Consider the following 14,941-nt stretch of genomic DNA (forward strand, 5'->3'; position numbering starts at 1 on the left):
ATTAAGAATCAATATAAAGGATTATGTCGTCTCACTACGAAGCAACCATTAGAAAACCCTTAGTTATAGGTGATAAAACTTATCATGATGTAACTGTAGATGTAGCAGCACCTGTTGAAGGTAAAGCAAATAAACATTGGTGGATTGTATTTTCAATTGCATTAATAGCCTTCCTTTGGGGTTTAGGCTGTATAATTTACACTGTTTCTACAGGTATTGGAACATGGGGGTTAAATAAAACTGTTGGATGGGCTTGGGATATCACGAACTTTGTTTGGTGGGTTGGTATTGGTCATGCTGGAACTTTAATTTCGGCAGTATTATTGCTTTTCCGTCAGCGTTGGAGAATGGCTATTAACCGTTCTGCTGAAGCAATGACAATTTTCTCTGTTATCCAGGCAGGTTTATTTCCAATTATTCACATGGGTCGTCCATGGTTAGCCTATTGGGTTTTACCAATTCCGAATCAATTTGGTTCTCTTTGGGTGAATTTTAACTCACCATTACTTTGGGATGTATTTGCAATTTCTACCTATCTTTCTGTTTCATTAGTATTTTGGTGGACTGGTTTATTACCTGATTTTGCCATGTTGCGTGACAGAGCAATAACTCCTTTTAATAAAAGAGTATATTCTATATTGAGTTTTGGTTGGAGCGGTAGAGCAAAAGACTGGCAACGATTTGAAGAAGTTTCTTTAGTTCTTGCAGGTTTAGCAACTCCGCTTGTGCTTTCGGTGCACACAATTGTATCAATGGATTTTGCCACGTCAGTTATTCCTGGCTGGCATACTACAATTTTTCCGCCTTACTTTGTTGCTGGAGCAGTTTTCTCAGGGTTTGCAATGGTAAATACGTTGCTGATTATTATGAGAAAAGTTTCAAATTTAGAAGCTTATATCACAGTTCAACACATTGAATTGATGAATATCGTAATCATGATTACAGGTTCAATTGTAGGTGTTGCTTATATTACGGAATTATTTGTTGCATGGTATTCCGGTGTAGAGTATGAACAATATGCCTTTTTAAACAGAGCTACTGGACCGTACTGGTGGGCTTATTGGTCTATGATGACTTGCAATGTTTTTTCTCCACAATTCATGTGGTTTAAAAAATTAAGAACAAGTATTATGTTTTCCTTTATAATTTCAATTGTAGTGAATATTGGAATGTGGTTTGAAAGATTTGTAATCATTGTAACTTCATTGCACAGGGATTATTTGCCATCTTCATGGACAATGTTCTCTCCTACATTTGTTGATATTGGAATTTTTATTGGAACTATAGGATTCTTCTTCGTACTGTTTTTACTCTATTCCAGAACATTTCCTGTGATAGCTCAGGCAGAGGTGAAAACAATTTTAAAAGGAACCGGAGATAATTACAAAAGAGAAAGAGAAGCAAATAAAGATTCACACCATGAGTAATAAAGTAATATACGCCATTTATAATGACGATGATATTTTGATGGATGCGGTTAAAAAAACCCGAGCAGCCCATCATCATATTGAAGAAGTTTTTACTCCATTCCCTGTACACGGTTTGGATAAAGCTATGGGAATCGCACCAACGAGATTAGCGATTTGTGCTTTCCTGTATGGTTGCGTAGGTATTTCGGTAGCAACAGCCATGATGAATTATATAATGATTCAAGATTGGCCTCAGGATATTGGTGGAAAGCCAAGTTTCAGTTATATTGAAAATATGCCAGCTTTTGTTCCAATTATGTTTGAACTTACAGTGTTCTTTTCTGCTCACTTAATGGTTATTACTTTTTATATGAGAAGTAAATTATGGCCTTTCAAAGAAGCGGAAAATCCTGATGTAAGAACCACAGATGACCATTTTTTAATGGAAGTTGCTGTAAACAATAATGAAGAGGAATTAGTTTCTTTTTTCCAAAGCACGGGAGCTGTAGAAGTTAAAGTAATAGAAAAGCATTAATTATAGATATGAAAAGCGTATATAAAATAACACTTTTATTTGGTATAACTATTTTAGTTTCCTCCTGCCATAATAATGCGGCACCAAACTATCAGTATTTTCCAAATATGTATGAGTCAGTAGGGTATGAAACTTATTCTGAATCAAATGCATTTAAAAATGGTAAAGAAGGACAACTTCCTGCTCAAGGATCCATAAACCGAGGGTTTGAGCCTTTTGAATACGAAAACTCTACGGCTGGATATGAGTTAGCTAAAGTGAATCTTAAATCTCCTTTAGACTCCTTAAGTAGAGAACCTGAAAAGGCAAAAGAACTTTTTGAAATTTATTGTATCAGTTGCCACGGTGCTTCTGGAAACGGTAAAGGTAAACTGGTAGAAAGAGAAAAATTTCTGGGTGTTCCTAGTTATAAAGATAGAGTTATTACTGAGGGAAGTATTTATCATGTAATAACGTATGGTTTGAATTCTATGGGCTCGCATGCAAACCAGTTGAGTGCCCATGAACGTTGGTTGGTTACTGACTATGTTCTAAAACTAAAAAGCGAATTATAATTGTTGAACAAACTGATCGTAATAGATATGTATACATTTTCAAGTAAATTAAAAACTTTTTCTTTCCTCTTAATGGCCATAGGCGTATTAGGGATTGGATATGGTTTTTGGAGTGCACCAAAGGATATTCAAGAAGTTGAAACTCTTCTTGCTGCTGAAAGCCATGGTAGTCATGGAGAAGTTAAACATGAAACTTCAAAACCTGTTGAAGAGCATGTTGTTTCTAACGGGCACGAGGAAGCTCAAAGTACAAAAGAGGGCAATGCAATAGTATCGCCTACGGACAGCACTTCAGAAGTTATTAATGAAGTTCATGAGAATTCGTTACACACCGAAGTAGCTGTAAAAAAGGGTGAACATGAAATTAGTGAAGAAGTGAAACATGCGGAACATGCGGAACATTTGAATCATGTTTTGCATCAGTTGCAAAATAAGCCATGGGCTGCTTTTTATGTTGCCTGTATATTCTTTATGTTGGTGTCTTTGGGTGTTTTAGCTTTTTATGCTATTCAACAAGTAGCTCAGGCTGGTTGGTCGCCTGTTTTGTTTAGAGTTATGCAGGGTATAACGTCTTATTTACCAGTAGGGTCTGTTGTCTTTTTTATAGTATTATTGTTATGTGGTCTTCATCTTAATCATCTTTTTATATGGTTAGATCCTGAAGTTGTTGCTACGGATAAATTAATTGCGAATAAAGCGGGGTATTTAAATTTTCCTTTTTGGATTATTAGGGCAGCTATATTTTTGACTGGTTGGAATTTGTATCACTATTTTTCTAGAAAATATTGTTTAGCGCAAGATGATGCTAGTGATGATTTATTTTACAAGAAAAACTTTAAATTATCGGCTGTCTTCTTAGTTTTCTTTATTGTTACAGAATCGATAATGTCCTGGGACTGGATTATGTCTATCGATCCACATTGGTTTAGTACTTTATTTGGGTGGTATGTTTTTTCAAGTTTCTTTGTTAGTGGAATCACCACGATAGCATTAGTTACTTTGTATTTGAAATCTAGAGGTTTTTTAGAGCACGTTAATACGAGTCATATTCATGATTTAGCAAAATTCATGTTCGGTTTTAGTATATTTTGGACTTATTTATGGTTTTCACAATATATGCTTATTTGGTATGCTAATATTCCGGAAGAGGTAACTTATTATATAACTAGAATCGAATTATATAATATTCCGTTCTTTGGTGCTGTGGTTATGAATTTTGTATTTCCTTTGTTGATCTTAGTTAATACTGATTTTAAAAGAATTACATGGGTTTTAGTCATGGCAGGTGCCGTTATTTTGGTTGGACATTATATAGACTTTTTCAACATGATTATGCCAGGAACTGTTGGAGACAGATGGTTCATTGGGGTTTCAGAGATAGCTTCTGTTCTTTTCTTCCTTGGATTATTTATATATGTTGTTTTTACAGCATTGACAAAAGTTCCTTTGTTGCCAAAAAGAAATCCATTTATTGAAGAAAGTAAACATTTCCATTATTAATATTTAAAGAAAAAAACAGATGACAAGTTTGTTGGTAATTATAGTTTTAGCTTTATTAGCTGTTGCTTTGTGGCAATTGACTAAAATATTCGATCTGACGCAAGTTGGATCCAATTCCGATAGCTCTGAAGTAGCTACAGATAATGACAATAACGTTCAAGGTTATTTAATGTTTGGTTTTTTGGCCTTTATTTATATTTTTTCAATATATGGTTTGTTTGCTTGGGGACCTTTAGTCCTTCATACATCTGCTTCTGCTCATGGTGAACAAGTGGATTATTTGATGAACATAACTTGGATTCTTATCTTTATTGTGCAAGCTATTACTCAGGTTTTATTGCATTATTTTGCTTTCAAATACAGAGGAAAAAAAGATCAAAAGGCACTTTATTTTGCCGATAATAATAAATTAGAAGCTATTTGGAGCGTTATTCCTGCAGTAGTTTTGGCAGGATTAATACTTTATGGATTGTATGCTTGGAATAATATTATGTTTGTTGATGAAGATGAAGATACAATCGTAATCGAATTATATGCGCAACAGTTTAACTGGAAAGCCAGATATTCAGGAGAGGATAACGTACTTGGAAAAGCAAATGTAAGGTTTATCGAAGGTGCAAATGCTGTAGGAGTTGATTTATCGGATCCATATTCTCAAGATGATATATTGGTAACAGAATTGCATATTCCAAAAGGGAAGAAAATTCATTTCAAAATGCGTTCTCAAGACGTTTTACATTCTGCTTACATGCCTCACTTTAGAGCGCAAATGAATTGTGTTCCTGGTATGGTAACTGAGTTCGCTTTTGAGCCTGTTTATACCACTGTAGAATACAGAGAATTGCCTTATATGGTTGAAAAAGTTGCAAATATTAATGCTTTAAGGGCTAAGAAAAGTGTTGGTTTGGTGGCAAAAGGAGAGGCAGCTTTAGATCCTTATACTTTTGATTATCTGTTACTTTGTAATAAAATTTGTGGTACATCTCATTACAACATGCAAATGAAGATCATTGTAGATACTCCTGAAGACTATAAAGCTTGGTTGAAAGAGAAGGCTACTATCGTTAATGAAGTTAAAGCAGCTTTAGCTACGCCAGCTCCTGTAGATACTGGAGCAAGTACTGATACTGCTGCTGCTGTAACGGCAATGAAATAATATTATAAAAAAAATTTAAAGTAAACATATATGTCAGCAGAAGGTCACGATCACGCAATAGATCACGAACACGAACATCACCATAAAGACACTTTTATTACTAAATATATTTTTAGTATTGATCATAAGATGATTGCCAAACAATACCTAATTACGGGTATCATTATGGGGATTATTGGTGTTGGGATGTCTATGCTTTTTAGAATGCAATTAGCATGGCCGGAAGAATCTTTCCGAATATTTAATATTTTACTAGGGGATAAATTTGCTCCTAATGGAGTCATGGCTAATGATATTTACTTAGCATTGGTTACTATTCATGGAACAATAATGGTTTTCTTTGTTTTAACGGCTGCCCTGAGTGGTACTTTTAGTAACTTATTGATTCCACTTCAAATTGGAGCGCGAGATATGGCATCCGGTTTTATGAATATGATTTCGTATTGGTTGTTTTTCTTATCTAGTGTAATCATGATTAGTTCCCTTTTTGTTGAGGCTGGTCCTGCTTCTTCAGGATGGACGATATATCCTCCCTTAAGTGCTTTACCACAAGCTATTCCTGGTTCAGGTATGGGTATGACATTATGGTTAATTTCAATGGCTATTTTTATTGCATCTTCTTTAATGGGATCTTTGAACTATGTTGTTACGGTAATTAACTTAAGGACTAAGGGAATGTCTATGACTCGATTACCACTTACTATATGGGCTTTCTTTGTGACTGCTATTATTGGTATAGTATCTTTTCCTGTTCTTTTATCAGCTGCTTTATTATTGATTTTTGATAGAAGCTTTGGTACTTCATTTTTCTTATCTGATATTTATATTGCAGGGGAAGTGTTACATTATCAAGGAGGTTCTCCAGTATTGTTTGAGCATTTATTCTGGTTTTTAGGTCACCCTGAAGTTTATATAGTTTTATTACCTGCTTTGGGTATTACTTCTGAAGTGATTGCTACAAATTCTCGTAAACCAATTTTTGGTTACAGAGCAATGATTATGTCAATTATTGCAATTGCATTCTTATCGACGATAGTGTGGGGGCATCATATGTTTGTCTCCGGTATGAATCCGTTTTTAGGATCTGTATTTACATTTACAACATTGTTAATTGCGATACCTTCAGCGGTAAAAGCGTTTAATTATATTACAACATTGTGGAAAGGAAATTTACAATTGAATCCGGCTATGCTGTTTTCTATTGGATTGGTTTCTACATTTATTACAGGTGGTTTAACAGGGATTATTCTTGGGGATAGTACACTTGATATTAATGTACACGATACTTATTTTGTTGTAGCTCACTTTCACTTGGTAATGGGAATTTCTGCACTTTATGGAATGTTTGCAGGTATTTATCACTGGTTTCCAAGATTATTTGGAAGAATGTTAAACAAGAATCTTGGATATGTACACTTTTGGGTAACTGCAATTTGTGCCTATGGAGTTTTCTTTCCGATGCACTTTATTGGACTAGCGGGTCTGCCAAGACGTTACTATACTAACACCAACTTTCCGTTATTTGATGATTTACAAAATGTTAACGTTTTGATCACAATATTTGCTTTAATTGGTGGTGCCTTTCAATTGGTTTTCTTGTACAATTTTTTCAGTAGTATCTTCTACGGTAAAAAATCAGTAATGAATCCTTGGAAATCAAATACATTAGAGTGGACTGCACCTGTGGAACATATTCATGGGAACTGGCCAGGAGAAATTCCTGAGGTTCATCGTTGGCCTTATGACTACAGTAATCCAGCTCATGATGTAGATTTTGTACCTCAAAATGTTCCAATGAAAGAAGGTGAAGAAGTTTTACATCACTAAAATATAAAAAAAGCCTCGCGAAAGTTGAGGCTTTTTTTTAGGACATTACTCAATTTTCATCCCTTTTGTAAGTGTGTAATCACTGTATTTATAGAAGAGTTCAATTGTCAATGCAGTGCATTCTATAACCATTGTGGTGTCTGGATTTTGTTTGAATGAATAAAAAAATAACATACTGAAATAGATTGCTTGATAGTATTGCTTTTTTATTTATAGCATTTGAAATTTAAATTTATAATTCAATATTGCTTTGCTATCTTTGTTATATGAATGAAAATTTAGACCCAACAGCAAATGGTTACAATTCAGAAGAGCTAGATCTTGAAAAAAAATTGAGACCACTTTCTTTTGATGATTTTGCAGGACAAGACCAAATATTAGAAAATCTGAAAGTTTTTGTTCAGGCTGCAAATCAACGAAATGAAGCACTTGATCACACGCTGTTTCATGGTCCACCTGGCTTAGGAAAAACAACTTTAGCCAATATTCTTGCCAATGAATTGCAAGTGGGAATCAAAATTACTTCCGGTCCGGTTTTAGACAAACCTGGAGATTTAGCCGGTTTACTGACTAATCTAGAAGAAAGAGACGTTTTATTTATTGATGAAATTCATCGTTTGAGTCCAATAGTAGAAGAATATTTGTATTCTGCTATGGAGGATTTTAAGATTGATATCATGATTGAATCTGGACCTAATGCAAGAACCGTCCAAATCAATCTAAATCCATTTACCTTAATTGGAGCCACCACGCGTTCTGGTTTATTAACCGCTCCTATGAGAGCGCGTTTTGGAATTTCTTCCCGCTTACAATATTATACCACTGAGTTACTCACCACAATCGTAGAAAGAAGTGCTACTATATTTAAAATGCCTATATCCATGGAGGCAGCTATAGAAATAGCTGGTCGTAGTCGTGGAACTCCTCGCATCGCTAATGCATTGTTACGGCGTGTGCGTGATTTTGCTCAAATAAAAGGGAATGGCACCATAGACATAGAAATTGCCCGTTACGCCTTAAAAGCACTTAATGTAGATGCTCATGGCCTGGACGAGATGGATAATAAAATACTAAATACAATTATCGATAAATTCAAAGGCGGACCTGTAGGTTTATCTACTTTGGCGACAGCCGTATCTGAAAGCAGTGAAACAATCGAGGAAGTCTATGAACCATTTTTGATTCAGGAAGGTTTTATTATGCGTACGCCAAGAGGTAGAGAAGTTACCGATAAAGCATATCAACATTTAGGGAAATTAAAAACAAACAATCAAGGCGGTTTATTCTGATTTTTAGGAGCTGTTTCCCGCTTTCCGCTGTATTTCCGATATAGAAAACAAGGCTTTTTCAGCCGTAGTTTTTGTTAATCGGGAGACGCCGATGCTATCAGGTCTTGGAATCCCGTTTATTAACTTCTATTTTTTAACTATATTAATACAAAAGCGACATACACGCAATTTATCAAATCTGAAGCGAAACGTCTCGGATTTTTATCCTGTGGAATAGCTAAAGCTGGTTTCTTGGAACAAGAAGCACCGCGGTTAGAAAACTGGTTGGAGAACAATAGAAATGGCCAAATGTACTATATGGAAAACCATTTTGACAAGCGTTTAAATCCAACTTTACTCGTTGAGGATGCTAAAAGTGTAGTTTCACTGTTGTTAAATTATTATCCAGAAGACCTGCAAAATACAGATTCTTATAAGATTTCAAAATATGCGTACGGTCAGGATTATCATTTTGTGATCAAGGAAAAACTCAAAGAATTTTTATTTTCTATTCAATCTACAATCGGAGATGTTTCTGGTCGGGCCTTTGTAGATTCTGCTCCAGTCCTTGACAAAGCTTGGGCTGCCAAAAGTGGTTTGGGTTGGATAGGCAAAAACAGTAATTTATTGACACAAAAAGTAGGTTCTTTTTACTTTATCGCGGAACTCATTATCGATTTAGATTTAGACTATGACAATCCTACAACCGATCATTGTGGTACGTGTACAGCTTGTATAGATGCGTGCCCTACAGCGGCAATAGTTGCGCCTTATGTAGTAGATGGCAGCAAATGCATTTCCTATTTTACAATTGAATTAAAAGAAAATATCCCTCAGGAGATGAAAGGTAAATTTGATGAATGGGCTTTTGGATGCGATGTGTGTCAGGATGTTTGTCCTTGGAACAAGTTTTCAAAAGCACATAATGAACCTTTATTTAACCCAAATCCAGAATTACTGTCCTTGTCCAAAAAAGATTGGATAGAAATTACTGAAGAAACATTTAAAGCTGTTTTTAAAAACTCACCAATTAAAAGAGCCAAGTTTCAAGGATTAAAAAGGAATATTGATTTTTTACAGTAACGAAATTTTGAAACTTAATTTATTTGAATTTTGTAGAAGATTCTCTAACAATAATGCTTGTTTCTAATTCAACAGTTCTTGGAGTAAAAGGAATTCCTTCTTTATGACAATTCATTTCTTCTAACAATAAGTTAAAAGATTCAATTCCCATTTCATGGCTTGGCTGATCTACAGTACTAAGTTTTGGAGTCAGTACTTGCGATATAAACCAATTGCTAAAACCAATTACCGCTACTTGTTCCGGGACATTGATTTTGTTTTCATTAAAATAGTCTAATACTCCCACTGCTACCAGATCTGTTATAGCAAAAATGCCGTCTATATCAGCATGCTCTTGAATAATCTGTTTAGCAAAATATCTTCCTTCTTCAAAAGTCACATTTTCACATGCAAAAACTAATTTTGTGTCAAAAGGAATGTTATTTTTCTCTAATGCTTTTTTATATCCAATATACCGATCTATTGAATTTTGTGGATTCAATGGCCCTCTAATGTGTGCTATTTTTCTACAACCAGTGTCGATTAAGTGTTGCACTGCATTAAAGGCCGCTTTTTGGTCATCAATTATTACTTTCGAGCATTTAGAAAGCTTTGCTATTTTGTCAAACATAACAAAAGGAATATTTCTATTCATTATTTCTTTTATATGATCATCATTATTGGACTCATTTGATAAGGACATGATGATTCCGTCAACTCTTTTGTTTATAAGCAGTTCTACTTGTTTTTTTTCTAAAGCCAGTGTCTCATTTGATTGTAAAATGATTACTAAATAGCCGTTTTTTTCAGCTTCGTTGATGATAGCATTGACCACATTCGAAAAGAAATGATGTACAACTTCAGGAATAATTAGACCAATGGTTTTTGATTCTTTTGTTCTTAAATTTACAGCAAAACTATTAGGAGTGTAGTGTAATTGCTGGGCAAGTTCAATTACTGCTTTTTTAGTTTTTTCACTAACATCAGGGTAATTTTTAAGCGCTTTTGAAACAGTCGTTATTGAAATTCCCAGTTTTGTTGCAATTTCCTTAAGAGTAATGTCTTTCATGAATCGAATTTCTACGTATTTAATTTTAAGAAAAGGTGTTTATAGTAACTTTGCTGTGCGTCCTTTTTCAGTCTTTGACATAGGTATAAAAAAGACTATAAGTTCAAATATTCCTTACCAAGGTATTGATTTTTATCTTATTTCTGTAATTTTTTAATAATAAAACAAATTATTACACATTCGTTACATAAACTAATTGGATCTGCCATTTTTAGTAAAGGCGGGAACATCCTAGGTTGACGTTCTTTCATTTATACGTGTTCCGATCTTAATGTACTTAAAACCAGAAGGGAATTGTTTTCTTTAATAGATTTCGGCATTCCTTCAATGACTCTGAAACGTGGGTTTTAGAAATCCGTAATTGAGTGGCTATTTCGTTGATAATGGGATTTTTCAAAGTTCAATACTTTTGTTTAAAACCCTAAAAAAAAGCACAATAACTTTTTTGTTATCCTAAAAAATTTCTGTAAATCAATCTTTTCATGATTGATTTACAGATGCATGGGTTTTTTTTGGGTTGTTGTAATTGTTAAAAATCAGTTTCGCTAAACTAGCATGGATTCATAAAGGCACTAATTTCATTATTTGAAATTTTGGGATTGGCTCCTTCATTTTTGGCTACAATGGCTCCTATTGCACAAGCGAAATCAATTGCTTCTTGGGGATCGGCATCCTTTAATAGTTTAGAAAGCAATCCGGCTAAAAAAGAATCTCCGGAACCCACGGTATCTACAACATCTATTTTATAGCCACTATTGTAGTACATTTTTTCATTGTAATACAACACCGCACCATGATTTCCTTTTGTAACGCAAATGTGTTTTGTATTCGTTTGTGTAGCAATAAAAAGAATATTTTGCTCTAATGAATGGTAGGGTGAATTCATAAAAGCACTTATTTCATACAATTCCTCATCATTAAATTTTATAAAATCTGACTGCATCATCAAATTAATCAGTAGTTCCTTAGTGTAAAAAGGAGCACGTAAATTAACATCGAAAACAGCATATTTTGCATAGTTAATTATTTCTAATAGGGAATCGTGCGAAACAGAATCTCTACATGCAAGACTCCCAAAAACTAGTGCATCTGCTTTCTTGACCATTATTTCGTCTTCCGGAATACATATAATTTTGTCCCAAGCAACCGGATAATTGATTGTGTATGAAGCAGCTCCTTTCTCATTTAATTGAACAATAACTTGTCCGGTAGAAGCGTTTTTATCAACTTGAATCGTATCGGTAACAACTCCATTTTTTTTAACAAAGGCAAGGAGTTTTTTTCCGATTTCATCATTTCCTACCCGGCTTATTATTTGAGCATCAATACCAAGTGATGCTAAACGCAGCGCCACGTTCAATGGCGCTCCTCCGATTTTTTGGTGCGTTGGGAAAACGTCAAATAAAACTTCCCCGAAACAGATTATTTTTTTGGTCATAATTATTCTTTTTTTGACAAACTTTCAGATAGTTCTTCTAATGTTCTCCCTTTGGTTTCCGGCATTTTTGTAAATACCCAAAGCAATTGGAAAACCATCATTATGCAGAAGACGGCAAAAACGGTTGTTGTTCCAATCTCTTTAAACAAAAACGGAATGAATGATGGGATTAATGCTGCTAAAATCCAATGTACAGAAGTGCCAAAAGAGGTTCCGGCAGCTCGAAGTTTATTCGGGAACAATTCAGAGATAAATACCCAAATGACGGCTCCTTGACCTATGGCGTGTGAGGCTATAAACAAAAAGAAAAATAACGGAACAGCCATTCCTTTCCATTCAAAATAAAAGGCGGTTGTCACTAATCCTAGAGAAATAATGTATCCTACCGAACCCAAATACATGAGCGTTTTTCGGCCATATTTATCTATTAGCGAGATTCCAATCATGGTAAATATTAAATTGATTATCCCAATTCCGATACTACTCAAAAAAGAGGCAGATTTTTCTAATCCTGCCAATTCAAAAATTCGAGGCGCATAATATAAAAAAGCATTAATTCCGGAGAGCTGATTGAAAAAGGCAATAAAAAACGCTAAGAGCAATGGTTTTCTATATTTAGCCATGAAAATAGATTCGTTTTTCCCCTCCTGAACAGTTTCTTTTTCTATAGCAGCAATTTCCGCTTCTACTGCTGCGTCACTATTGATTTGTTTCAAAATAGCGACTGCTTTTTGTCTGTCTTTTTTGTATTCTAAAATCCAACGCGGACTTTCCGGGATTCCAAATACCAGAAGTGTGTAAATGAAAGATGGAAACGCTTGTATTCCTAACATCCATCGCCAGGCATTTTCTCCTATATCTTGCAAATAGTAGTTGGATGTAAAGGCGATTAAAATCCCAAAAACAATATTGAATTGGTACAAAGCAACCAGTTTTCCACGGTCTTTTGCAGGAGCAATTTCAGAAACATAGGTTGGAGCAGCAATGGTTGAAGCGCCAATACCAATTCCGCCAAGAAATCTAAAAACGGAAAAGAAAATGGGATCATTTGCGAATGCAGTTCCAATGGAAGAAACCAAAAACAGTAATCCTATAATTATTAGAGTCTTTTTCCGACCTAAAATATTCGTTGGAAACGCACCAAAAATAGCGCCAATAACCGTTCCCCATAATGCGGATGACATCACTACTAATCCATGAAACAAATCAGAAGAACCCCATAGTTGTTGCAATTGTTTATCTGCTCCTGAAATTACGACGGTGTCAAATCCAAATAGAAATCCTGCAAAGGCAACGATAATGGACCAATAGAGTATTTTTTTGTTATTCATTATTCTGTTTTTTTTAGTTAGTGGTTTTGGTTATTATAAATGAATTTTATTACCAGATTCCTTTTATTTCAGCAATACTAAAATTTTTAATTTCTTGATTTTCATCTGATTGAATGGTTAGTTTGGTATATGGTTTGTTAGGGAAAATTTGTTCTGTGAAACTGTAAACGCCACCGTTGAGGAAAATTTCTATTGAGGACCAATCTACTATGATTTGATAATCAATAGCCTCAGGAATTATATTTGGAATTTTGGTGTTGTGTATTTCTTCTCCAAAACTTTTTTCAAAATTGACTACGCCGGAATGTCTTCTGTCAACAGAAAAAGTCTTTCGTTTCGCATCGTAATTCATGACCAAAGAATCCTTTACATCATTGGAAAAAACCAATTTTAAATTTTTATTTTTAGCATTAAATTGTACTGCTGATTGATTTAAATATTGGTAATTAAATGTAGTTTTTTGATTCGCTTTTAGGATAATTTCATCTTTAGAAAAGGCTATGACCTCTTGTTTTTTGAATTGTTCCACAGGAACGTTTTTTAGGACATAATCGCCATTGATTTTTGCAAGCGAAAGTTCTCTTGGTAACGTCATGGCGCTTCTCCAGTTTTTGGTAGGCGTATTTCTGGCATACAGCCAATTGCTCATCCAGCCTATGAATATCCGTTTGTTTTCTGGCGTATTATTGTACGTGACTCCGGCATAGTTATCAGCACCATTGTCAATCCATTTGATGTTTTTTTGGGTGGTTTTAAAACTTTTTCCATCAAAATCACCAATGAAATATTGTGTTCCTGAACCACCAAGTGGTGCACCGGGATTGATGCTAATGAGTAGAACCCATTTTTCTTCATTGGAACCGGCAATTTTTAATTTGAAAAGATCAGGACATTCCCAAACACCGCCATGAGCTCCTATATTTTTACCAAATTCACTTTCAAATTTCCAATTAATTAAATTTTTGGAAGTATAAAATTGTGCATGATCTCCTGCTACTAATACCATATTCCAAAGATTAGTTTCGGTATTCCAGAACATTTTAGGATCTCTAAAATCTTTCTGATCAACATTTCCTATGATTGGATTTCCATTGTATTTGAGCCAAGTTTCGCCTTCGTCTAAGCTATATGCCAATCCTTGCGTTTGATAATTTCTTTTGCCCGCTTTTTCGCCTGCCATGTCGTGATAGGTAAAAATGGCAATCATTGGTGGATTTTCTTTTGTTCCCAAACCAGAAGTATTTTTTAAATCTACAACGGCACTTCCTGAAAATATCATTCCTAATTTGTCAGGAAACAAAGCGATTTTTTGGTGTGTCCAATGGATTAAATCTGTACTTGTGGCGTGTCCCCAATGCATTGGTCCCCAAACGATATCATCTGGGTAATATTGGTAAAATAAATGATAAATCCCTTTATAGAAAACCATTCCGTTGGGATCATTCATCCATTTTTTTTCCGGAGAAAAATGAAATTGTGGTCTAAATGGTTCTTTGTATTTTTTAGAGGAATCTACTGCTAATTTTCCAGAAGCATCAATGGTGATAACATCATTTTTAGTTTCTTTTTTACAGGAAAACAAGGATAAAGAGACTCCCAATAGTATAAAAAAATAGGTGATTTTATTTGTGAACTTCATTAAAAAAAGGATTAATTAGTATAGTATCCTCATAAAAATAGAATTATATTTTGTAATTGTTCATTTGGGACCGATCAAAAACGTTTTCGATTAGTCGAAAACGTTTTCGATTTGTATTCCATATACTATATTGAGCTATTTAATGTTTTTACG

At 34.5% G+C, this 14,941-nt stretch carries 12 protein-coding genes; 8 read left to right on the forward strand and 4 right to left on the reverse strand.

Annotation, left to right across the window (positions count from 1 at the left end; genetic code table 11):
• The first annotated feature begins 23 nt into the window (after nt 1–23).
• From nrfD to queG, 8 genes are all read left to right on the forward strand, one after another.
• A complete protein-coding gene (gene nrfD, locus EKM01_RS02095; RefSeq protein ID WP_126458410.1) occupies nt 24–1,427 on the forward strand; it encodes an NrfD/PsrC family molybdoenzyme membrane anchor subunit in 1,404 nt (467 codons plus the stop codon).
• The gene (locus tag EKM01_RS02100) at nt 1,420–1,944 is read left to right on the forward strand and encodes a DUF3341 domain-containing protein (RefSeq protein WP_126458413.1); all 525 of its coding nucleotides are present in this window, start codon (nt 1,420–1,422) and stop codon (nt 1,942–1,944) included. The genes nrfD and EKM01_RS02100 overlap by 8 nt, the downstream gene beginning before the upstream one ends.
• 8 nt (nt 1,945–1,952) lie before the next feature.
• The gene (locus tag EKM01_RS02105; protein WP_126458417.1) at nt 1,953–2,498 is read left to right on the forward strand and encodes a cytochrome c; all 546 of its coding nucleotides are present in this window, start codon (nt 1,953–1,955) and stop codon (nt 2,496–2,498) included.
• Between the two features lie 27 nt (nt 2,499–2,525).
• Nucleotides 2,526–3,998 (forward strand): quinol:cytochrome C oxidoreductase, encoded by a 1,473-nt coding sequence (locus EKM01_RS02110; protein WP_126553155.1) that lies wholly within the window; start codon nt 2,526–2,528, stop codon nt 3,996–3,998.
• Between the two features lie 19 nt (nt 3,999–4,017).
• On the forward strand, nt 4,018–5,154 hold the full coding sequence (locus EKM01_RS02115) for a cytochrome c oxidase subunit II (protein ID WP_126553157.1): 1,137 nt from the start codon (nt 4,018–4,020) through the stop codon (nt 5,152–5,154).
• A 30-nt stretch (nt 5,155–5,184) separates the two neighbouring features.
• Complete coding sequence (locus EKM01_RS02120; RefSeq protein ID WP_126562636.1) at nt 5,185–6,981, forward strand: cbb3-type cytochrome c oxidase subunit I; 1,797 nt, start codon at nt 5,185–5,187, stop codon at nt 6,979–6,981.
• A gap of 266 nt (nt 6,982–7,247) precedes the next feature.
• Complete coding sequence (gene ruvB, locus EKM01_RS02125; RefSeq protein WP_126454217.1) at nt 7,248–8,270, forward strand: Holliday junction branch migration DNA helicase RuvB; 1,023 nt, start codon at nt 7,248–7,250, stop codon at nt 8,268–8,270.
• Between the two features lie 141 nt (nt 8,271–8,411).
• Nucleotides 8,412–9,332 (forward strand): tRNA epoxyqueuosine(34) reductase QueG, encoded by a 921-nt coding sequence (gene queG / locus EKM01_RS02130; protein ID WP_126562634.1) that lies wholly within the window; start codon nt 8,412–8,414, stop codon nt 9,330–9,332.
• A 19-nt stretch (nt 9,333–9,351) separates the two neighbouring features.
• Here the strand turns inward: queG and EKM01_RS02135 are convergent, their stop codons facing one another.
• From EKM01_RS02135 to EKM01_RS02150, 4 genes are all read right to left on the reverse strand, one after another.
• Nucleotides 9,352–10,380: a LacI family DNA-binding transcriptional regulator gene (locus EKM01_RS02135; protein ID WP_126458431.1), complete on the reverse strand. Its 1,029-nt coding sequence runs from the start codon at nt 10,378–10,380 to the stop codon at nt 9,352–9,354.
• Between the two features lie 550 nt (nt 10,381–10,930).
• On the reverse strand, nt 10,931–11,818 hold the full coding sequence (locus EKM01_RS02140) for a carbohydrate kinase (protein ID WP_126562632.1): 888 nt from the start codon (nt 11,816–11,818) through the stop codon (nt 10,931–10,933).
• A gap of 2 nt (nt 11,819–11,820) precedes the next feature.
• Nucleotides 11,821–13,149, reverse strand: coding sequence for a sugar porter family MFS transporter (locus EKM01_RS02145; protein WP_126454209.1), 1,329 nt, complete (start codon nt 13,147–13,149; stop codon nt 11,821–11,823).
• Nucleotides 13,150–13,198: 49 nt separating this feature from the next.
• The gene (locus EKM01_RS02150) at nt 13,199–14,788 is read right to left on the reverse strand and encodes a glycoside hydrolase family 32 protein (RefSeq protein WP_126766594.1); all 1,590 of its coding nucleotides are present in this window, start codon (nt 14,786–14,788) and stop codon (nt 13,199–13,201) included.
• Nucleotides 14,789–14,941 lie beyond the last annotated feature (153 nt).

The organism is Flavobacterium sp. RSP46, assembly GCF_003984825.1.
Taxonomy (GTDB): domain Bacteria; phylum Bacteroidota; class Bacteroidia; order Flavobacteriales; family Flavobacteriaceae; genus Flavobacterium.

Bases quoted from the DNA above. Each gene is read 5' to 3' on its own strand.
- EKM01_RS02140 (WP_126562632.1), bottom strand. From the start codon at position 11,818: ATGACCAAAAAAATAATCTGTTTCGGGGAAGTTTTATTTGACGTTTTC.
- EKM01_RS02115 (WP_126553157.1), top strand. From the start codon at position 4,018: ATGACAAGTTTGTTGGTAATTATAGTTTTAGCTTTATTAGCTGTTGCT.
- EKM01_RS02105 (WP_126458417.1), top strand. From the start codon at position 1,953: ATGAAAAGCGTATATAAAATAACACTTTTATTTGGTATAACTATTTTA.
- EKM01_RS02100 (WP_126458413.1), top strand. From the start codon at position 1,420: ATGAGTAATAAAGTAATATACGCCATTTATAATGACGATGATATTTTG.
- ruvB (WP_126454217.1), top strand. From the start codon at position 7,248: ATGAATGAAAATTTAGACCCAACAGCAAATGGTTACAATTCAGAAGAG.
- EKM01_RS02120 (WP_126562636.1), top strand. From the start codon at position 5,185: ATGTCAGCAGAAGGTCACGATCACGCAATAGATCACGAACACGAACAT.
- EKM01_RS02145 (WP_126454209.1), bottom strand. From the start codon at position 13,149: ATGAATAACAAAAAAATACTCTATTGGTCCATTATCGTTGCCTTTGCA.
- EKM01_RS02110 (WP_126553155.1), top strand. From the start codon at position 2,526: ATGTATACATTTTCAAGTAAATTAAAAACTTTTTCTTTCCTCTTAATG.
- nrfD (WP_126458410.1), top strand. From the start codon at position 24: ATGTCGTCTCACTACGAAGCAACCATTAGAAAACCCTTAGTTATAGGT.
- EKM01_RS02150 (WP_126766594.1), bottom strand. From the start codon at position 14,788: ATGAAGTTCACAAATAAAATCACCTATTTTTTTATACTATTGGGAGTC.
- EKM01_RS02135 (WP_126458431.1), bottom strand. From the start codon at position 10,380: ATGAAAGACATTACTCTTAAGGAAATTGCAACAAAACTGGGAATTTCA.